Here is a 15,109-nt window from a genome sequence, read left to right as displayed (position 1 = left end):
CTGTTGTTGTGGAGGCTAGGTGATCGGCCTCAGTAGTCAAAGATTTTTCGGTAGAAGTTCTGGGCGCTTTCGTAGGCTTCGTTAGCGGCCTCTTCGTTGTAAGCGAGTGGGATACCGAACTTTTCCCCGCGGCCAGTGGCGGCCGGATTAGTAAAGCCGTGTTTTACACCGGGGTAGCTGAACAGTTCAAAGTGCACGCCGGCAGTCTGCATTTCAGTTACGAAGTTGGCGACATCTGCGGTCGGGATCATGTCGTCGCTGCCACCGGTATGTACTTGCAGTTGCGCCTTGACATCGCCGGGTTTGATTTCGACTTCGGTCTGCAGGGCGCCGTGGAAGCTGACGACGCCTTTCAGAGGCAGGCCTAGACGGGCCATGGTGAGGGCGACGGCACCACCGAAGCAGTAGCCCTGGGCGGCGATCTGTCCGGATTCTACGGTTTCATGCTGGTTGATGAGGTCGAGCGCAGCCTGGAAACGCTTCAGGGGTGCACCTTCGGTTTCGATTGTTTTGTTCATCAGTGCGGCGGCATCACTGGGGTTGTCGGCGCCGACGCCGGTTCCATACATGTCCAGGGCGAAGGCGGTATAGCCTTCGGCAGCGAGGCGCTCGGCTTCTTCGCGGGTAAAGTCGTTCAGGCCCCACCACTCGTGAATCAGGAGGATGGCCGGTCGTTTGCCTTCAATGGTTTCATCGTAAGCCAGGTAACCGGTAAAAGATTCGCCATCGACGGTGTATTCGATTTCTTCGGTGTACACATTGTCCTCCTTGGGAGTGGGGATTTGAAATTATTCTGCAGAGGTTAATTGGGTGCTGCGGGCAAAGCAATGTTGCATTGGTGTGTTTGCGGGTGGTAATCGGAAAGTTGTGTGGCGGTACTGCCGACCGGGAACACCGCGTGAGACACGCCGTGAACCCGTCCATGGGGGCTCTTCCGCGAGGTCCCTCTCGCGGAAGGTCTCACGCGGTGTTCCCGGTCGTCAGCCCCTTCGCGTCAGAGTTTTTCGCTACTTGTTGGGCTGGCGGTACTTGGAATCTTTGGGGGGAATAATATCGCCGTCCTCATCCAAATCTGGAAACGGCAGACCATGCTTTTCGCAGTACTTCACCATCTTCGGATGCATCCAGCGGAACAGGATGTCCTTGATTGCCGGGTCTTCTTCGTCGAGTGTTTTGTTGTCATACATGCCGGCGTTCTGGCGCTGGTGCATGGCTTCCTGCAGGATGATCGCGGCGGCGACGCTGACGTTGTAGCTTTCCACCATGCCGATAATGGGTATCGTTATATGGTCGTCGGCGTGCTCGGCGGCGTAGTCGCTCAGGCCATGTTTTTCGGCGCCCATGATGAGGGCGAAGGGTTTGGTGTAGTCGGCGTCACGGAAGTCGATGGCGCGGTCGGACCAGTGGGCAGCGTAGAGGTGCATGCCGCGATTTTTGAGTTCGGCCATGCCGGTCTGAATATCGGGGTAGACGGCGTTGCCGGTAAAGCGGCCGCTGCCGCCAGCGGTGTTGTGGTACAGCAGGTGGCCGTAACTGGGCTGTACCATGTGAATCTCGGGGATGCCGACGGCGTCTGCGGTGCGCAGCATGGCGGAGATGTTCTGGCCTTTGTGCACCTGGTCGGTGAGCAGGGTCATGTCGTGCTGGCGCTGGCGGAGCACCTGTTTGAATTTCTCGTAGCGGGCGCGGCTCATGGTACTTCTATCTGATTCGGTCTTTGATTGGCCGCGGATTATAGCATTGTGGGTTTGTGGTCCGTACTTGGCGGGCTTTGGTGGCGCCAAAGTGCCGGGCATGAGGTTTCAGGACCGCTGTGAATACATCCCTGTACGCTGCGTCGGCGACTTCCCTGTCGCCGACGCTCCTGAAACCTCATGCCCGGCACTTTGTCTTCGCATCTGAGCGCTTAGTTCTCGATTAGTGAGTAATGTTCTACTTCTGGGAAAGGATCATAGAAGTGGTGAAGCAGGGTTTTCCAATCCTGATATTGGGCGGACTTTCTGAATCCTTCGGTATGGTCTTCGAGCTTTTCCCAGTTAACCAGAAGTATGTAGCGGTTTTCTTTCTCTACACACTTCTGTAGTTGGTGATTGATATAGCCCGGCATGGATGAAATGATTTTCTGAGCCTGCGCAAATGCTATTTCGAATTCTTCACGAAGCCCGGGTTTAACATCCAGTATTGCCACTTCAAGAATCACGAGGTTACTCCTTCACATATATAAAGTAGCTCAATCAAAGCATAAGACGTGAAGCAAAGGCAAAGTGCCTTCTTACCCGGGACTACAAGACTACACTCACCGCAAAGGCGCATTAAAAGGCTCCACAGTAACCCAGTCCCCGGTTTCGCAATCTCCACCTTCACGGGGTAAAACCACAAAGCAATTGGCTTGCGCGAAGCCCGAAAGAATATGGCTACCCTGTACTCCCCGTGTTTCCACGACCTGAATCCCGTCATTATCACAATAGGTAAAGCCGCGCTGGAAATCGGTCCGTCCCGGCTTTTTGCGAATACCGTTTAACAATCGTGCACGGGTCTGTAGCGGAGGCTGGCGCTGGTCATCGGCAGTGCCACTGAGTTTATCCAGTGCCGGAATCACGAGTTGGTACAGGGTGACAATCGCGGATACCGGGTTTCCGGGCAAACCAAAGAACAGGGTTTCACCTTTTTCTTTAGGGAGTTTGCCGAAGGCAAAGGGCTTGCCCGGTTTGATCGCCAGTTTCCAGAAGCCGATTTCTCCCAGTTCCTGCAACACTGTCTTGGTGTAATCCGCCTCGCCAACCGAAACCCCACCACTGGTAAGCACAAAATCGGCATTGTCCCGCGCGTGGGCAAACGCCTCGCGGATTTTGCCCGGCTCATCGGGCCAACAGCCCAGGTCGAGGATCTCCACATCCAGCTGCTCTAATGCAGCCTTCAACGCGATACGGTTACTGTCGTATATATCGCCATCGCCGAGCTCGGAGGCCGGGGTGCCGATGGGCTTGAGTTCGTCGCCAATCGAAAGCAGCGCAGCTTTGATCGGGCGCAGGACCGTCACTTCGGCGACGCCTGCGGCGGCGAGTAGCGCAATATGTGGCACTTTGATTTTACTGCCCACCGGAATCAGAGACTGGCCGGTATGCACATCCTCGCCCCGGCGACGGATATTTTCTCCGGGCACGGCTGCACGGCTCTGGGAGAGCTGGTCGCCGTCGAACGTGCAGTTTTCCTGCATCTGCACCCGATCGGCACCGCTGGGCACTGCGGCGCCGGTGGTGATACGGGTGGCCTGGCCGGGCTCGAGGCTGCCGGTAAACGGGTGGCCGGCGAGGCTTTTGCCGATGACGGTGTAACGCTCGAAATCGCCACACAGGGCATACCCATCCATGGCCGAGTTGTCGCAGGGGGGAAGGTCGAGGGCCGCGAGAACCGGTTCCGCCAGGACTTTTCCACAGGCTTCGCCCAGGGGGATGGTTTTGGCTTCCGTGATGGGGATGATGCTGTCGATCAGCATTTGTTTTGCGGTTTCGACCGAGCGAAGGCCGTTTTCTGCACAGGTGTCTGACATTGCTATAGCCGTATTTTGTGTTTTCTGCTCAGGAAGATAGCGGTCTAGAGTAGTTTTTGCCAAGCCTCTGATAAGCCCACAGAGCTACATGCGAAGGTGGGGATACGACGGATAGCCTTGTGAGACCTTCTAAAACAGGGATGTTTTAGAAGAGCCCCCAAGGATGGGTTCACGGCGTGTCTCACAAGGCTATCCGTGGTAGCGCCACCGCCACGGTGCTTGTTATTGGGATCAGTGTTTTGTACTTGGCAAGTGGGGGGGCGGCAAAGCACCGGGTATGGGGCTTCTCACTGGCGTTGTGTGCTTGTCGGTATACTGCGAATGTATTAGCTGGCTACTAAGGCGAGGTTGCTGGTTATCAAAGCTGAGATTTCTGGCTTGCAGGAACCGCAGTTGGTACCACAGCCCAGCCTCTCACCAAGTTTGTCCACCGTTGCAGCGCCTTCGGCGATAGCCGCCTCGATTTCCTTTTGGGAAACCTGCAAACAGGTGCACACCATCTGTGCGCCCGCAGGGACATCGTGGAGGAGTCTGGCGGGCATGTCCGGTAACGGTTGCTGCAGGGTATTTTCCAGAGTTTTACGATCGGGTAGGGATTGCCATTCGGCGCTGGTGAACAGCAGTAAGTCCACCTGTTCGCTGTGGAAAAGCCAGCGCTCACCTTTAGCTAGCTGTAGATGTTGGCGATTGAGTGGTTGGTGTGTCCGGCTAAACAGCTTGCTGGCGAGCGCCTGCCAGTCCGGTGGTGAACTCAGGGCCAGTTCGAACCGGTAGCCGCCTTCCACTGGGACACGGTACCAGTGCAGCAACGTCTTCTGCATTGACTGGTCGCCGGACAGTATAAGGCGGTGTAACGCTTCGGCAGTTTCGCTACGTAGAAGCAGACAGGCATAACTGTGGGCGTACAGCGGCTGGATATTAACTGCCAGTTGCTTGAACTCCGGCTGCCCTGAAAACGGATCCGTTCCCGGAGCGGCGAGGGCGCTGACCGTTGCATCCTGGGCGAGGCTGTCGCTCCAGTGGATGGGCGCAAACAGTTGGCCGGGCTTCTGATTAGCGGTTACTTTGGCACGGCCGACGAACTGACCAGTTTTGCTTTTCATACGCACCAGCTGACCATCCAAGATCGAAAACTGTGTTGCTTCCTGTGGATGAAGATGTACTTGGGGGGCCTCGGTGTGATCCAACAGTTTGCGTGCACGTGCTGTGCGGGTCATGGTGTGCCACTGATCGCGCAGGCGACCACTGTTCACTACCAGAGGATAGTCGTCGTCGGTTTTCTGCTTCGGCCTCTGCGGACTGATGGGGATAAAGCGGGCGCGGCCATTGGGGGTGTAAAAGTTTCCGTCCGTGAACAGTCGCGCAGTTCCCTGTGGATTATCGGCATTGACCGGCCATTGCACCGGAATGAAATAGTCGTAGTCGTGGTCGCCGATAGTGGCCAGTGCGGAAATATCGAAGGCGCGTCGGCTTTGCCCGGTCCCATTTCCGAACCCCGACAACGCCGCGTGCTCGCGAAAAATTTCTGCCGGGCTCGTGAAGTTGAACGCATCCGCATAACCTAGCCGTCTGCCGACTTCACAGATGATTTCCCAGTCATGACGTGCCTGACCGGGCTTTGCTAAAAAATTTTTCTGCCGCGAAATCCGGCGCTCGGAGTTGGTTACCGTCCCGGATTTCTCTCCCCAGGTCGTGGCGGGTAGCAGCAGGTCGGCACAGCGCGCAGTATCGGTATCAGGTACGCAGTCGGCAACAATCACGGTCGGACATTTTCTCAGCGCCGCGGCCACCTTGCGTGCATCCGGCATGCTCACTGCCGGGTTGGTCGCCATGATCCACACTGCTTTCACCTTGCCCGAATCGATTGCCTCAAACAGATCCACGGCTTTCAGCCCGGGCTTTTGCGCGATATTCGTCGCATTCCAGAACCGAGCCACGCGATCGATATTGTCTCCCGTGAAGTCCATGTGCGCAGCAAGCATATTCGCCAGCCCGCCTACTTCACGTCCACCCATGGCGTTTGGTTGGCCAGTGATGGAAAAAGGTCCGCAGCCGGACTTGCCGATGCGGCCAGTTGCAAGGTGGCAATTGATAATTGAATTGTTTTTATCCGTACCGCTACTGGACTGATTCACCCCCTGTGAATAAAAGCTTACGGTTTTTTCTGTCGAGCGAAAAAGCTCATAAAAATCCAGCAGCCGATCCAGATCCACTTTGCAGTATTCCGCTACCCGGGATGGAATCCACTCAGCAGCGGCATAAAGCGCATCGGCAAAGTTATCCGTATGCTGATCAATAAAGCTGTGATCCAGCTCGCCGTGCTCGGCGAGATAATGCAGCAGGCCATTGAATAGCGCCGCATCACTTCCCGGCGCAATGGCCAGGTGCAAATCTGCCATCTCACTGGTCGCACTGCAGCGGGGATCGACCACAGCCAGTTTCGCAGGCCCGGCCTGCATGCGCTGGAACAGAATGGGATGAGTCCAGGCCGCGTTGGAGCCGATCAAAACAACCAGCTCCGCCTCGTCCAGATCCTCATAGTTGCAGGGAACGGCATCGGCACCCAGTGCGCGCTTGTACGCCGCTACGGCAGAAGACATACACAGGCGCGAATTGGTATCTACATTGCCGGTGCCGATGAAACCCTTCGCCAGCTTGTTGGCAACGTAGTAATCCTCCGTCAGCAACTGGCCGGAGAGGTAAAAAGCCACCGAATCGGGGCCATATTCGGTGATGGTGTCACGTAACCTGGAAACCGCGAAATCCAGTGCCGTTTCCCAATCACACTCCTTACCGTGCAGTCGCGGTCGCAACAGGCGGCCATGATTCCCCAGCGTTTCTGCCAGGGATGACCCCTTTACACACAACTTGCCCATATTAGCCGGGTGCTGCTCGTCACCCTGTATGTGGATAACTTCGTCGCCGCCGGAAGACGAAATCTCCCGCGTAGCGGCAATCCCACAGCCCACGCCGCAGTATGGGCAGGTGGTACAGGACTTACGAGCGCTGAATAATTCTGTTAAAGCCATCGTGCACTGCTTATGTTGTATGTGCTTACTGATCGAGTCGAATCAGTACATCGTCACCTTCAAACGCGACCGGGTACACGGCGAGCTGAATATCCGCCTCCTCAAGACACTGGCCATCTGACAGTCGGTAATGCTGCTTATACAGAGGAGAGGCGACAGTCAGCTCGCCGTCGATCTCCGCCACAAGGCCGCGACCAATGACGCCGGCCTGGGCAATCGGATCCCAATTGTCTATGGCGTACAGCTGGGGTTCCTGTTGGGGAAGAAAAAAAAGGGCAATCTGGCGATCGCCCAACAGAGCGCACACTCCGGATTCGGCGACAAGATCTGATCGCTGACAGACTTGCCGCCATTCGGCGCGGGTTATGGCAACTTTGCTCATTCTGGTTCTCCACATCTGTATGGGAAGAGTTGGATGGTGAAATTCTTAATACTGTTTTCTTTTTCAGCCTGGGTGGGGCTGGATTCCGTACCGGATCAAGTCCGGCATGACGACGCCGAAATTACGGGAATCAGCGTCAAATCTCGATGCGAAGGTGGAGTGCCGGGCATAAGGTTTCAGGAGCGTCGCAAACAGGATGTTTGCGCCGCAGCGCCCATGGATGGGTTCACAGCGGTCCTGAAACCTTATGCCTGGTGCTCCACCGCCACCGAGCTAGGAAAAAGCTAGGCAGGCTCTGCAATTTCGACGATTTCTTCGCGGGTGGCCGGGCGACGCTGCTTGCGCTCTTCCACAAATACGATTTTTTCGTCTTTCACATCGGTGTTCACAAACTGGCGGAAGCGCTTGAGCATCTCCGGGTCGTTGATTGCGGTTTTCCACTCGCACTGGTAAGTGCCGACCACATTGCCCATCTGGCGTTCCAGCTCCTCGCTGATCCCAAGCTTGTCCTCGATCACCACCTCGCGCAGGTACTCCAGACCGCCTTCCAGATTCTCCAGCCACACCGAAGTGCGTTGCAGCTTGTCTGCGGTGCGCACATAAAACATCAGAATGCGATCGATATATCGGATCAGCGTGACATCGTCGAGGTCCGTCGCAAACAGGTCCGCATGGCGCGGGCGCATACCACCGTTGCCGCACACATACAGATTCCAACCGTTCTCTGTGGCAATCACCCCGATATCCTTACTCTGCGCCTCGGCACACTCACGGGTACACCCGGAAACCGCCATCTTGATCTTGTGCGGCGAGCGCAGGCCCTTGTAGCGGTTCTCCACCGCCAGCGCCATGCCCACACTGTCCTGCACTCCGAAGCGACACCAGGTGCTGCCCACGCAGGATTTCACCGTACGCAGCGACTTGCCATACGCGTGGCCGGTTTCGAACCCCGCATCCGTCAGCTCGCGCCAGATTTCCGGCAACTCCTCCAGCCGCGCGCCGAAAAGATCGATCCGCTGGCCCCCGGTAATCTTTGTGTACAGGTCATATTTCTTCGCCACCTGGCCCAGCACAATCAGCTTGTCCGGCGTAATCTCACCACCGGCAATACGCGGCACCACGGAATAGGTACCGTTTTTCTGCATATTGGCCATAAACGTGTCATTGGTATCCTGCAAGCCAACGTGAGGTTTCTTGTGGATATGTTCGTTCCAGAGGGAAGCAAAAATGGAAGCCGCCGTCGGTTTGCAGATTTCGCAGCCCTTGCCGCTGCCGTGCTTGTGCAGCAGTTCGTCGAATGTCTTGATCTCCTCCACCTGCACCATGTGGAAAATTTCCTGGCGGGTGTAGGGAAAATGCGGGCATAGATCCGTATTCACTTCCATACCGAGTGCGGCCAACTCCGCATCCACCACATTTTTCAGCAGTGCCGAGCAGCCCCCACACCCGGTTGAAGCCTTGGTCGCCCCTTTGACGTCGCCGAGTGAACAGCAGCCTCCCTGAACGGCACCGACAATGTCGCCCTTGCTCACGTTATGGCAGGAACAGATGGTCGCGGTATCCGGCAGGGCGTCTGCGCCCAGCGCCGGAGCGGCGCCGTCCAGAGCGGGCAGGATCAGCTGTTCCGGATGATCGGGCAGATCCATGTCGTTGAGGTGGTATTGCAGCAGGGTGTCGTAATCCGAGGTATCGCCCACGAGTACCGCGCCGCGCAACTTCTTGCCCGCGCGGTCGGTGATCATGCGTTTGTAGACACCGCTCTGCTCATCCACAAACGTGATCGCCGCTGAGTCTTCGGCGCGGCCGTGAGCGTCGCCAATGGAGCCAACTTCCACACCCAGCAGCTTCAGTTTGGTACTCATATCGGCACCGTTGAACTCGGCCGCCTCGCCACACAGCAGTGAAACCACAGTGCGGGCCATGCTATAGCCGGGTGCTACCAGGCCGAAAATCCGGTTGTCGTACAGGGCGCATTCGCCGATGGCGAAGATGTTCGGGTCAGAAGTGCGACAGTGGTTATCGACCACGATGCCGCCGCGCTCGCCCAGTTCGATACCGGCGGATTTCGCCAGGCTGTCTTCCGGGCGGATACCGGCAGAGAATACGATCAGGTCGGTAGCCAGCTCCGCTTCGCCTTTGAACTGCATACGCAGGCGGCCACCGGCCACTTCCTCGATCAGCTCGGTGGCCGTGCTGGTGTGAACCGTTACACCCAGCTCTTCAATTTTTTCCCGCAGTAATTTTGAGCCGCCTTCGTCCAGCTGAACGGACATCAGCCCCGGGGCAAATTCCACCACATGAGCTTCGAGCCCCAGCTTTTTCAGCGCATTGGCGGCCTCCAGACCAAGCAGGCCACCGCCTACGACTACACCTACCTGCCCGTTTTTAGCCGCAGCCTGGATTTTGTCTAGGTCTTCTAGGGTGCGGTAAACAAAACACTTTTCGTGTTCATGACCCGGAATGGGAGGAACAAAAGGATAGGAGCCGGTGGCGAGAATCAGGTGATCGTAGGTCTCATTTGCACCGCTGGCCGCGGTGACGCTTTTGGCTGCGCGATCGATATTGATCGCGGCGTCGTTGAGGCGCAGGTCGTAGCCCCATTCCCGGTACTGTGCGATCTTGCCCATGGCCAGGTCATCGGCGGTGCGGCCACTGAAATATTCCGACAGGTGTACCCGGTCGTAGGCGGGGCGGGGTTCTGCGCAGAACACGACGATATCGAACATCTCCCGTTCGGGACGGTTCGCCAGCTGTTCCAGAAAGTGGTGGCCCACCATGCCATTGCCGATAACGACGATTTTTTGCTTAACCATAATCTCTGCCGTGTTCGCCTGAACATCGCGACAGAAGGGGGAGCGGGGTGGGGGTATGACAGCACCGGCGGCTCTCTTCTATCGAAGAGTTCAGGCGCCGTTGCCTTGGGAAAAGAATGTCGAGTTGTGATTAGTAGTATTCAATCTTCGTGCCAATTCGAAGGCGAACGGAATTCCGGGGGATTCAGGGCGGTAACTGAGAATGAAGGAGTAATATCGATTACAGTGCGGTGCATTTTTGGTGCGCGAATTTCACATTGCGCACCCCGGTAGGGCGTAGCGCTTGCGCTGAGGATCCTGTCCTGGTGCTCATTTACCTGGGCTCGCGGTTAGAACTTGAGCTCGAATTGCAGCCAGAATTTGTCGGTATCGCTGCTGTAATCATCCGCGTCATAGGTGGCGTACTTGGCGAGCAGACCCAGGTTCTTTGTCACTGCGTAGGTTGCTACCAGATCCAGCTCGTTGCCGTAGTCCAGACTGTTGCGGTCGCTGTAGAACTTGTGCAGCGTGGCGGCGATCTTGATATCAAATACCGTAACCGTGCCGCCGGCATAGAAGTCGCGGATACCATCAACCGGGGTGGTGAGGAATTTATCGTCAAAGCCCTGGAATTTATGCAGAGTGGCGAGCGGTGTCTGGAAGGCCCACTCGTCGTCGCCCGTGAGCCATTCTGTGCCGGCAAGGGCGGTGAACTTGTAAGCCTGGAGCGGCTTGGTGGAAATTTCGGCGTTGTAGTATTCGGCCTGATAGTCGAGCGGGTTTTCTCCAGTGTCTTTTTGCACGGCTGCACGCAGGTGCCACTTAAAGCTGGCGCAGTCTACTGCCCACTTGAATCCGAGGGTCGAGCTTGCAAGCGTTTCCTGATCGTGGAAGTTGAGGCCATAGAAAAAACCACTCAGGGTGTGACCAGGTTTTAACTTGTAGTCCACCGTCAGTGCATTCACCGGGCCCGTGATGTCGCTGTCACTGCCATCAGGTCCAAAGATCCGGTTGACGTTCCATATGTAGAAGTAGTCTGCGGAGAGCCGGTCGTTAAAAGCCCACTCGACGCGGAAGGCGTCGTAAGTCTGTTCGTTCTGGCGCCAGCCAACGCCGCCGAAAAAACGCTGGTCGTCCAGGTTGATACGCTGCCGACCGGCGATAAACAGACCGTCTTCCGCTGCGTAGCTGATCTGGGCACGATTCATTTCGCTGTAGTCCGGGTCGGCAATCACCGGGAAATTGGTTTTGCCGTTTTCCGTATTATTGAATTTCTCACTGCTGATATAGGTGACGTTGTCGCCTTCCAGCAATACCTGCAGTCCCTGAAACCTGGCACTGGTCCAGGTCAGGCGGCTGCGCAGAGTGCCGGCTGTCGCATGATTGGGAAAGCTGACTTCGCGGACATGCTCGTAACGGGGGCGGAAGTTCAGGTCGACAGTACTGTCGCGAATCATGCCACCAGCAGTTTGAGTGATGTTGTCATCAGAGAGCGCCTCATCAGAGAGCACCAGCAGGGAAAGAATGCTGGCTGCGATGACAACAGCGCCGGTAGCGACTGGTTTGTTGCGCCACATTTGAAGGCTTCCGCAAGGCATGAATCTCTCCCTGAAAATAACGATGCATCGCTTCTGTGTGCCCGGCCATTGATGGTCGAACCATTTGTACATGAGTCAATCTAGTCGATATGTCAGGATTGTCGCGGTAGTGGGCGGGGAATGATTAAGGGTAGGTTGCGCTCGCCTTGTTATCGCGCTTTGTGGCATGGTAGCTCCAATTTGCGCACCGGCGCGGGTTAAACTTCCGGTATGGATTCCCGGTACCAGATCACAAAGGGCGCACCATTTAGCTACCTTGATATAGAGCTGACTTAAAAATCTGGCAATAACACCGAGCCTTCAGCGCTAAGTGACAACTGTGTACGGGAACGCCGGCATAGGGGCCATAAGCGCTGTGGGCCGTGGGCAAGAGTGTATGCCCACCAGGGCCGGCGGAGAAATCTTCCGGCCTCCCGACTTGGAAAGGCGTTCAATGCTGACAGACAACCACGGCCGCAGGTTCTATTACCTGCGCCTGTCCGTGACCGATCAATGCAACTTCCGCTGCAGTTACTGCCTGCCGGAAGGATATCGGCAGACAGACTTCAATCCGACATTGACCGCGGCAGATATGCTCACGGTCGTACGAGCGTTTGCCCGCCTGGGGACGCGCAAGGTCCGCCTTACCGGGGGCGAGCCCACTTTATTTCGTGAATTGCCCTGGGTGATCGAGCAGGTGGCGGTTACACCGGGTATTCAGAAAGTGGCGATTACCACCAATGGCTACAGGCTCCCGAAGGTCATTGATGACTGGCATCGGGCTGGTCTCTCTCAACTCAATGTCAGCATTGATAGCCTGGACCCAGCGGAATTCGCCAGTATGACAGGGCACGATTGCCTGCCGGTCATATTGCAGGGCATAGATCGCGCATTGGCGCTGGGCATGCCAACCAAAGTCAACGCGGTACTGCATCACGAGAGCAGCCGCGAGCGCCTCGGACAGTTTCTGGAATGGCTGGTGGATACCCCTGTCACCCTGCGGTTTATCGAACTTATGCAGACGGGGGAGAACCGCGACTACTTCATTAGTAACCACCTGCGCGGTGATGATATCGAGGCGTACCTGCTGGCTACTGGTTGGCAGCCGGTACCCCGGGCGTTGGACGACGGCCCCGCGCGCGAGTATTGCCACCCGGACTATCGGGGACGGGTTGGTCTGATTACCCCCTACGCGACAGATTTCTGCCAGACTTGCAATCGCTTGCGCGTTTCGGCCCAGGGTCGACTGCACCTGTGCCTGTTTGCCGATCAGGGAATTGAACTGCTCGACGTGATCCGTGGGGGTGACAGTGACCAGCTGGCATCACACATTCAGCAGTTGATGACAGGCAAGGCCGCCAGTCACCAGCTGCATCAGGGGCAGGTGGGGCAAACGCGGAACCTGGCCATGCTGGGTGGATGAGGGGTTGAAAAGATTGCACGGCGTTCGCTGGGGTACTCCCACTAACCCAGGTCAATAAATATAAAAGAGTGAGTCGCAAGGATGGCGCTACCAGAAGCCGAGTCGAAGGTTACCAGAGTCTGCCCGGTGGTCCTGGCAGGAGGACTCTCCAGCCGTATGGGGCGGGATAAGGCGCTGCTAAAATTACCCAATGGACGCACGATGCTGGAACAGGCCACAGCGCTGCTGGGGGATTTAACCGCGCCCGATGGGGTCGAGCTTCTCTCTGTTGTCGTCAGTGGTGCACGCACTGGCGCAGTACCGGATCGGTTTGAGGCAGCCGGTCCCCTGGGTGGCCTGTATTCGGTTGCCATGTACCTGCAGGAAAGCGCCATTGACTGTCAGGCATTACTGGTGGTGCCGGTAGATATGCCACTGCTGCGGACGGCGCATTTACGAACTCTGTGTGTGGCGGGCAGGTGTGTTGAGCAGGCGGTTTTTTTTGAGGATTACTTCCTGCCGTGCTGGCTGCCGATGAATTTACGCTGCACTGAATACCTGGAAGCCGCGGCCCGGGGAGACAGTATTCCCTCGATGCGAGCGCTATTCGGTTACCTGGGTTGCATGCAGCTGCCGTCCCCCAGTGGCGACTGGCATATGAACGCCAATCGGCCGGAAGAGTTTGTAGAGATTGTGAATTTGTTTGAGCGTTGAAATCAGACTGCGTCAAAGATTGCTTTGACGGCTGATCGACGCCGGATTTCGTGAAGATGAAGAGACAACGATGACTAACCAAGCGACCATTTCAACCTCTGGCCATGGGGGCGGAGATTTTAAAACTCTGAATATTGCAGTCCTGACTGTTTCAGATACCCGTACCGAGGCCAATGATACTTCCGGCCAATACCTGGCGGAGGTGTTGCAGGAGGCTGGCCACACGCTCAGTGACAAAGCCATTGTTCCCGACGATGTATATATCCTGAGGGCTCAGGTTTCGGCTTGGATTGCTGACCCGGACATCCATGTCATCCTTTCCACCGGTGGCACCGGGTTCAGCGGCCGCGATTCCACGCCGGAAGCACTGGCGCCCCTGTTCGATAAACAGGTCGAGGGGTTTGGTGAGGTTTTCCGCGCAATCTCCTACGAGGAAATCGGTTCCTCCACCATTCAGTCCCGGGCGCTGGCCGGGCTGGCCAATAATACCCTGATCTGTTGCATGCCGGGTTCCACTGGTGCGTGCCGCACCGCCTGGGAAAACCTGCTGCGTGAGCAACTGGATGCGCGGCACAAACCGTGTAATTTTGTCGGTCACCTGACCAACCCCAAAAACTGAGTGAGCGGGCGCATGAGGATATTCCATCAGCGCCTGTTATCTTTCCTGCCCGGTTGCGGCCCTCTGGTCGCACTACTTCTTGTTCTGTTTTTTTCATTGCTTACTGCCTGTAGTGAGCGCTCTCCAAAAGCGCTGCGTCTCGCGGTAGACGCCAGTTTTGTGCCTGCGCTGGAATCCTTACGCGAAGACTTTGAACGGCGTTGCCACTGCACTCTTCACATCACGGCCGGCGCTTCCGGACTTCTGTATAGCCAGATCAGGGCCGGGGCGGATTTCGACATCTTTCTTTCTGCTGACGCAGAACGCCCTGCGCAGCTTTTCCGGGATGGCCTCACTGTGCCTGCGAGCCTTCAGACTTATGCTCGCGGTCAGTTGGCCCTGTGGGTAAGTCGCCGGTTGCTGGCTGATGCCAGCAGTTCCGAAGCTCCCGATATTGCCATGCTGGCCAATTTGCCTGCGGCCGAGTTGACGCCCAGGCAGCTTATTCTGGTTTTGGGGCGGGGCAAGCACAAAGTTATCGTCGCCGACCCTCAACTGGCTCCCGACGGTGATGCAGCAGTGAAGATGTTGAAGGGACTACGGCTCTGGCCACGAATGCGTGAGCGGATGGTGTATGCCAACCACGGAGGCCACGCACAGATCATGTTGTTGCAGGGGGAGGGCGACATGGGGTTGGTGCCATACAGCCAGGCCATGCTTTCCGGCAGCGGGGGGGAGTTCATGCGTGTGCCAAGCCGTTTCTATCCGGCCATGAACCAGCAGTTGATCATCCTCAGGCGCACTCGCGAGCGAACACTGGCGATTCAGTTTGTACAATTCCTGCTGTCCGCGCCAACTCAGGAGCGCCTACCGGATGTGGGGTTTCTTCCCGCGGGTCGAATAAATGGCCGGTAGTTAAATTACATAAAATAAGGCGACCGTTTGAGTCGCTTTATTCATTTTGAGGGCTGTTGGATACGGGAATAAAAGAAAATAAATAGTATCGTTTAAAACCTTTTTGGGTAACTTTTTGGATAACTATTCCTTTAGTGAATTATCTCTATA

12 protein-coding genes and 1 riboswitch are annotated in these 15,109 nt (G+C 56.5%); of the genes, 4 read left to right on the top strand and 8 right to left on the bottom strand.

The window, feature by feature from the left end; translation table 11 throughout:
• Positions 1-29: 29 nt before the first annotated feature.
• The 8 genes from LC093_RS06350 to LC093_RS06315 all read right to left on the bottom strand — a co-directional run bounded on the left by LC093_RS06350 (position 30) and on the right by LC093_RS06315 (position 11,330).
• Positions 30-758 (bottom strand): dienelactone hydrolase family protein, encoded by a 729-nt coding sequence (locus LC093_RS06350; RefSeq protein ID WP_226663327.1) that lies wholly within the window; start codon positions 756-758, stop codon positions 30-32.
• 249 nt (positions 759-1,007) lie between these two features.
• The gene (trmH, locus tag LC093_RS06345) at positions 1,008-1,694 is read right to left on the bottom strand and encodes a tRNA (guanosine(18)-2'-O)-methyltransferase TrmH (protein WP_226663325.1); all 687 of its coding nucleotides are present in this window, start codon (positions 1,692-1,694) and stop codon (positions 1,008-1,010) included.
• Positions 1,695-1,906: 212 nt separating this feature from the next.
• Positions 1,907-2,200, bottom strand: coding sequence for an antibiotic biosynthesis monooxygenase family protein (locus tag LC093_RS06340; protein ID WP_226663323.1), 294 nt, complete (start codon positions 2,198-2,200; stop codon positions 1,907-1,909).
• 96 nt (positions 2,201-2,296) lie between these two features.
• A complete protein-coding gene (glp, locus tag LC093_RS06335) occupies positions 2,297-3,550 on the bottom strand; it encodes a gephyrin-like molybdotransferase Glp (RefSeq protein WP_226663321.1) in 1,254 nt (417 codons plus the stop codon).
• Between the two features lie 326 nt (positions 3,551-3,876).
• Positions 3,877-6,579 carry a nitrate reductase gene (locus LC093_RS06330; RefSeq protein WP_226663319.1) on the bottom strand — a complete coding sequence of 901 codons (2,703 nt, stop codon included), beginning with the start codon at positions 6,577-6,579 and terminating at the stop codon, positions 3,877-3,879.
• 25 nt (positions 6,580-6,604) lie between these two features.
• Entirely contained in the window at positions 6,605-6,961 is a 357-nt protein-coding gene (nirD, locus tag LC093_RS06325) for a nitrite reductase small subunit NirD (RefSeq protein ID WP_226663318.1), read from the bottom strand.
• A gap of 284 nt (positions 6,962-7,245) precedes the next feature.
• Positions 7,246-9,774 carry a nitrite reductase large subunit NirB gene (gene nirB / locus LC093_RS06320; protein WP_226663316.1) on the bottom strand — a complete coding sequence of 843 codons (2,529 nt, stop codon included), beginning with the start codon at positions 9,772-9,774 and terminating at the stop codon, positions 7,246-7,248.
• 329 nt (positions 9,775-10,103) lie between these two features.
• Positions 10,104-11,330 (bottom strand): alginate export family protein, encoded by a 1,227-nt coding sequence (locus LC093_RS06315; protein WP_226663314.1) that lies wholly within the window; start codon positions 11,328-11,330, stop codon positions 10,104-10,106.
• 299 nt (positions 11,331-11,629) lie between these two features.
• Positions 11,630-11,796, top strand: a riboswitch (molybdenum cofactor riboswitch).
• Between LC093_RS06315 and moaA the strand changes: the two genes are divergently transcribed.
• From moaA to modA, 4 genes are all read left to right on the top strand, one after another.
• The gene (gene moaA / locus LC093_RS06310; RefSeq protein ID WP_226663312.1) at positions 11,785-12,753 is read left to right on the top strand and encodes a GTP 3',8-cyclase MoaA; all 969 of its coding nucleotides are present in this window, start codon (positions 11,785-11,787) and stop codon (positions 12,751-12,753) included. It overlaps the preceding riboswitch by 12 nt.
• Positions 12,754-12,834: 81 nt before the next feature.
• Positions 12,835-13,446 (top strand): molybdenum cofactor guanylyltransferase, encoded by a 612-nt coding sequence (locus LC093_RS06305; protein WP_226663311.1) that lies wholly within the window; start codon positions 12,835-12,837, stop codon positions 13,444-13,446.
• Between the two features lie 70 nt (positions 13,447-13,516).
• Positions 13,517-14,065, top strand: coding sequence for a molybdenum cofactor biosynthesis protein B (gene moaB, locus LC093_RS06300; RefSeq protein WP_226663308.1), 549 nt, complete (start codon positions 13,517-13,519; stop codon positions 14,063-14,065).
• Positions 14,066-14,077: 12 nt separating this feature from the next.
• Positions 14,078-14,959 (top strand): molybdate ABC transporter substrate-binding protein, encoded by an 882-nt coding sequence (modA, locus tag LC093_RS06295; protein WP_226663306.1) that lies wholly within the window; start codon positions 14,078-14,080, stop codon positions 14,957-14,959.
• Positions 14,960-15,109: the final 150 nt, after the last annotated feature.

Source organism: Microbulbifer aggregans (assembly GCF_020524005.1).
GTDB classification, from domain to species: Bacteria; Pseudomonadota; Gammaproteobacteria; order Pseudomonadales; family Cellvibrionaceae; genus Microbulbifer; species Microbulbifer aggregans_A.
The sequence above is the reverse complement of the archived record's forward strand: the minus strand, read 5'-3'. Positions and strand labels throughout refer to the sequence as shown.

Bases quoted from the DNA above. Each gene is read 5' to 3' on its own strand.
- trmH (WP_226663325.1), bottom strand. From the start codon at position 1,694: ATGAGCCGCGCCCGCTACGAGAAATTCAAACAGGTGCTCCGCCAGCGC.
- glp (WP_226663321.1), bottom strand. From the start codon at position 3,550: ATGTCAGACACCTGTGCAGAAAACGGCCTTCGCTCGGTCGAAACCGCA.
- LC093_RS06330 (WP_226663319.1), bottom strand. From the start codon at position 6,579: ATGGCTTTAACAGAATTATTCAGCGCTCGTAAGTCCTGTACCACCTGC.
- nirD (WP_226663318.1), bottom strand. From the start codon at position 6,961: ATGAGCAAAGTTGCCATAACCCGCGCCGAATGGCGGCAAGTCTGTCAG.
- nirB (WP_226663316.1), bottom strand. From the start codon at position 9,774: ATGGTTAAGCAAAAAATCGTCGTTATCGGCAATGGCATGGTGGGCCAC.
- LC093_RS06315 (WP_226663314.1), bottom strand. From the start codon at position 11,330: ATGTGGCGCAACAAACCAGTCGCTACCGGCGCTGTTGTCATCGCAGCC.
- moaA (WP_226663312.1), top strand. From the start codon at position 11,785: ATGCTGACAGACAACCACGGCCGCAGGTTCTATTACCTGCGCCTGTCC.
- LC093_RS06305 (WP_226663311.1), top strand. From the start codon at position 12,835: ATGGCGCTACCAGAAGCCGAGTCGAAGGTTACCAGAGTCTGCCCGGTG.
- moaB (WP_226663308.1), top strand. From the start codon at position 13,517: ATGACTAACCAAGCGACCATTTCAACCTCTGGCCATGGGGGCGGAGAT.
- modA (WP_226663306.1), top strand. From the start codon at position 14,078: ATGAGGATATTCCATCAGCGCCTGTTATCTTTCCTGCCCGGTTGCGGC.